This window comes from Hyphomicrobium sp. (genome assembly GCF_020852195.1).
Taxonomy (GTDB): Bacteria; Pseudomonadota; Alphaproteobacteria; order Rhizobiales; family Hyphomicrobiaceae; genus Hyphomicrobium_C.
The window spans coordinates 1-4,937 of record NZ_JADZBI010000085.1; the positions used below are offsets into that span (position 1 = coordinate 1).

The 4,937-nt window shown below is 65.2% G+C and carries 2 protein-coding genes and 1 rRNA gene; 1 reads left to right on the top strand and 2 read right to left on the bottom strand.

The genetic code is table 11. The annotated features are described in order from the left end of the window. Positions 1–64: ribosomal RNA gene (locus IT540_RS06700) — 16S ribosomal RNA — on the bottom strand; the annotation flags it as partial. Positions 65–808: 744 nt separating this feature from the next. Between IT540_RS06700 and IT540_RS06705 the strand changes: the two genes are divergently transcribed. Next, complete coding sequence (locus tag IT540_RS06705) at positions 809–2,842, top strand: M23 family metallopeptidase (protein WP_291174779.1); 2,034 nt, start codon at positions 809–811, stop codon at positions 2,840–2,842. A 358-nt stretch (positions 2,843–3,200) separates the two neighbouring features. On the opposite strand, the gene IT540_RS06710 is transcribed toward IT540_RS06705, so the two are convergent. Next, on the bottom strand, positions 3,201–4,937 hold a 1,737-nt coding region (locus IT540_RS06710), incomplete at its 5' end, for an AAA family ATPase (RefSeq protein WP_291174782.1).

Sequence of the window (4,937 nt, forward strand, 5' to 3'; positions counted from 1 at the left end):
CGACTTGCATGTGTTAGGCCTGCCGCCAGCGTTCGTTCTGAGCCAGGATCAAACTCTCAGATTGAAAGTTTCGATTCTGGTCGGCTTGGAGGGAATCTCCAAGGATACTGCGTAACGGGCACCTTCACACTGACGCGCACATGACATGGATCGCTCCACGCCCAGCGCGTCTGGTGATGGCTTGAAACGCAGTTTCGCCAGAGTCTCGTCGACCTCTCTCGCTCCGAAGAGCTTGAGAGATCTCGCCAGGACTCCGCCGCCTGCGCTTCTCTTCCTTCAAATTTGACTTGTCAAAGAGCGATCCGACGACAAAACATCGGCCGGTCTGTTAAAACCGGCTTTTCAAGACAACGAGTTTCCCACCGGGTGGCCCGGCTGGAAACCACATGTTATCGAGAGAGCGATGCCCATCGAGGGCGGCGAAGCACTGTGTGCCCCGCGACAAGGACCGAATTAATATCAAACTAATCGCCTTGTCAACAACAACCTCTCGCGCGGCCGCGTTTCTTCCGTAGATCACTGAAAACAAAGGGATTTATTTTCACGATCCGACGCCGCAGCGCACGCGAATCAACACCTGTCTACAGCGCTGATCAGGGGCAGCTCTCGGAGCTATAGATAGGCTGCGGTCGCGGATCTGCAAGCCGCGCACCCCGCCGCCATCAGAGCGCCAGTTTTGTGCAGGAAATCTCGGGTATAGGGTGCTGCACGCCGCATGTCGGCGATTTGCGCGTCCTGCCGGGTCCCAGCCCGGGCAGGAGGGACTATTCGGCCCCATCGGGGCCGCCGGGGAGGGAAAAGCCAGGTCGTGATCGATCACCGCCGTCACGCCCCCATCGCACGTTGCCGATCCATCGCGGTCGGGCACGAGCCGAGCAAGGCGCCGCTGCTCTATCGCGGGGCCAAGACGCGCGGCGCGCGCGATATGTTTGCCACCGACCACGCCGAACCGCAGCCCGAGGGCCGCTTCCGCTGGCTCATGAGCACATGCCTTGCCGCCGCGGTGGGCGGCGTCTCGATCCTAGTCGTCATCTTCGGATCGGCCGAGAAGCAGGAAGCCGAGGACGGCCTGATGCCCGCCCTCGAGCGCCTGCGTGCGAGCACGGCCGCCCCACCCCTCGAGGCCATGCTCCGCCGCGACGACGGGCTCAAATGGGCCGTCCCCAAGGTGGACCGCCTGCAGGTCACGAGCGGCGCCAAGTCGACGCGCTACATCATCCACGAGACGCTGCGCCAGCGCCGCGGCGCGCGCGAGTATATCTACGCCAAGCCTTACGTGCGCCTCGTCGCGCGCCTGGCGCCCGTGCCCCCGAACTCCGCCGAGGTCATCCCGTCGTTCAACCCCTTCAAGCTCTACGCCGACAACAAGCCGATCGGCGGCGACGAGGAAGAGGGCGCCGCGCAAGGCAGCCAGACGACAGACGTCTCCATCCAGGTCGTCGATCTTCTGGGCGGCACGCTGCCGCTCGAGGACGAGCAGAGCATTGTCGACGACGAAGCCGGCGAGATCGTCGAGCGCTTCCTGAGCTCCGACGCCGTTGCCTCCGCGGACGCGCTGCCGGGCCTGACCGGCACTGACACCGGGATCGACGCCGAGCAGGCCTTGGGTGCCGACGGCCCGGCTTCGCCGGACGAGCCCCTTCCCCCGAACACCACCGTGCTTGCCAAGGCAGGCGACGAAGGCGGCTCGAGCGACCTCGATATCCTGAAGCCCACCGTCAAAACGGTGCGCGAGGGGCAAAGCCTGTCCCAGGTCCTCGCCGAGGCCGGCGCCACGACGTGGCAGGTTCGTGAGATGATCGAGGCCATGAAGCCGGTCCTGCCGGAGAAATCCGTCGTTCCAGGACAGGAGGTGCACATCGCGCTGCAGCCGTCGCTGACCCAGAACCGCATGGAGCCCGTGCGCTTCTCCATCTTCGACGAGGGCCATGCCCACAAGGTCACCGTCACGCGCAAGGCCTCGGGCGAGTTCGTCGCCAGCACGAGCCCGGTCGACGACAACGCCTTGGCCCGCCTGACCATGAGCGATGCCCCCCAGACGTCGAGTCTCTACGCGGCGTTCTACCACGCCTCTCTGATGGAGAGCGTTCCGCCCGACACCATTCAGCAGGTGCTGCGCATCCACGCCTACGAGACGGACTTCCGCCGGCGGCTGCGCTCGGGCGACACCTGCGAGATGTTCTTCGATCTGAAGGACGAGGGCGGCACCGACGGACCTCCGGGCGAGTTGCTCTACACCTCGATCTCGACCGGCAATGAGACCCGCCGCTACTATCGCTTCCGCACGCCCGACGGGCAGGTCGACTACTACGACGCCAAAGGCAACAACGCGAAGAAGTTCCTGAACCGCCGTCCCGTGCGCGGCGACGACATCCGCCTCACGTCGGGCTTCGGCATGCGCCGACACCCGTTGCTCGGCGAGTACAAGATGCACACCGGCATCGATTGGGCGGCGCCGGTCGGAACGCCAATCATGGCCGCCGGCAACGGCACCATCGAGGAGGCCGGCCGCAAAGGCTACAACGGCAACTACATCCGCATCCGCCACGCCAACGGCTATCAGACCGCCTACAGCCACATGTCTCGCTTCGCGCCGGGTGCGGCGCCGGGCGTCAAGGTGCGCCAGGGCCAGGTCATCGGTTACATCGGCACCACGGGCCTCTCCTCTGGCCCCCACTTGCATTTCGAGATCCTGGTCAACAACCAGTTCGTGAACCCGGCCTCGATCGAGGACCAGCGCGAGCGCCAGCTCACCGGCAAGGACCTGGCGAACTTCACGAAGGAGCGCAACCGCATCGACGAGCTGATGCGCAGCGCCCCTGTCCTCACCGCCAGCAAGTAGCGCGCAGCAAGCACCTCCTCCCCGTTCCGAGTTGCGCCCTCCCACAAGGATCCTGCCGGCGTAGCGTCCGTTGAAGCTGGCATAGACCACGAGCTGCGTCGGGATGACGTCAGAAGGAGGCTGACGGCATCCACATAACAAACGTCATCCCGGCGCAGGCCGGGACCCACGCCAGTTTCTGCTTGCTCGACTTCGGAAGATCGCAACCGCTCAAAAAAAAGCCCCGTCGCGCACTTTGGCAACGGGCCCCAGAAAAGGATGCAAGACGACTCTTCATCGAGGTTGGCGGCTACAGCAAAGCGCCCTCCCCTCTTTCGAGGAGAGGGCGCTGCCGTTTGCCCGCTATCGGCTGCCAGCCTTACGCCGCCGCCCTCACCTGCACGCCATTGAGCGTCAGCGCGCCGTCCTTGACGGAGACATGCACCCTGTCGCCGTCCTTGACCGTGCCGCGCAGGATCTCCTCGGCAAGCGGGTCCTGCACCTGCTTCTGGATCACCCGCTTCAGAGGCCGCGCGCCGTAGATCGGATCGTAGCCCTTGTTGGCGAGCCAGGTGCGCGCCTGATCGTCGAGCTCGATTACGATCTTGCGGTCGGCGACGAGCGCCTGCAACCGCTTGATCTGGATGTCGACGATCGACGCCATCGCCTCGCGCTTCAAGCGGTGGAACACGACGATCTCGTCGATGCGGTTGATGAACTCCGGCCTGAAGTGCCGGCGCACAGCGTCCATGACGAGGCCGTACGCCTCCTCCTCGCTCATCACCTTGTCCTTGTCGCCCGGCGCCCCGAAGCCCATCGGCTGGCGCGGATCGGCGAGATACTCGGCGCCGAGGTTCGAGGTCATGACGATCAGCGTGTTCTTGAAGTCGACCGTGCGGCCCTGCCCATCGGTGAGCCGCCCGTCGTCGAGCACTTGCAACAGAACGTTGAACACGTCCGGATGCGCCTTCTCAATCTCGTCGAACAGGATCACCTGATACGGCCGGCGCCGCACCGCCTCCGTCAGCGAGCCGCCCTCCTCGTAGCCTACATAGCCCGGCGGCGCGCCGATGAGCCGCGACACGGAGTGCTTCTCCATGTACTCGCTCATGTCGATGCGCACGAGCGCGCTCTCGTCGTCGAACAGGAATGCCGCCAGCGCCTTCGTCAGCTCGGTCTTGCCGACACCCGTCGGCCCGAGGAACATGAACGAGCCGATCGGCCGGTTCGGATCCTGCAGCCCGGCGCGCGCACGCCGTACCGCCGTCGCCACAGCCTTCACGGCCTCCGGCTGACCGACGACGCGCTTCTCCAGCGCCTCCTCCATCTTGAGCAGCTTGTCGCGCTCGCCCTCGAGCATCTTGTCGACCGGAATGCCCGTCCAGCGCGACACGACACCTGCGATCTGCGCCGGCGTCACGGCCTCCTCGACCATGACACCCTTGGCGCCCTCACTCTCCTCGATGGCCTTGAGCTTGCGCTCGAGCTCCGGAATGACAGCATGCGCCAGCTCGCCCGCGCGCGCGTAGTCGCCCTTGCGCTGCGACTGCGTGAGCTCCGTGCGGCGCTTGTCGAGCTCCTCCTTGACCTTCTGCGCCGAGCCGAGCTTGTCCTTCTCCGACTGCCAGCGCTCGGTGAGCGCGCGTGACTTCTCCTCGAGGTCGGCGATCGTCTTCTCGAGCTTGACGAGCCGATCCTTGGAAGCGGCGTCCGTCTCCTTCTTCAAAGCCTCGCGCTCGATCTTCGCCTGCATCAGGTCGCGATCGATGGCATCCAGCTCCTCGGGCTTCGAGTCGACCTGCATGCGCAGCCGCGACGCCGCCTCGTCGACGAGGTCGATGGCCTTGTCGGGCAGGAAGCGGTCGGTGATGTAGCGGTTGGAAAGCTGCGCAGCCGCCACCAGCGCGGAATCGGTGATCCGCACGCCGTGGTGCAACTCGTACTTCTCCTTCAAGCCGCGCAAAATCGAGATCGTGTCCTCGACCGACGGCTGGTCGACGAACACGGGCTGGAAACGCCGCGCGAGCGCCGCGTCCTTCTCGATGTGCTTCTTGTACTCGTCGAGCGTGGTCGCGCCGACGCAGTGCAGCTCGCCGCGCGCCAGCGCCGGCTTCAG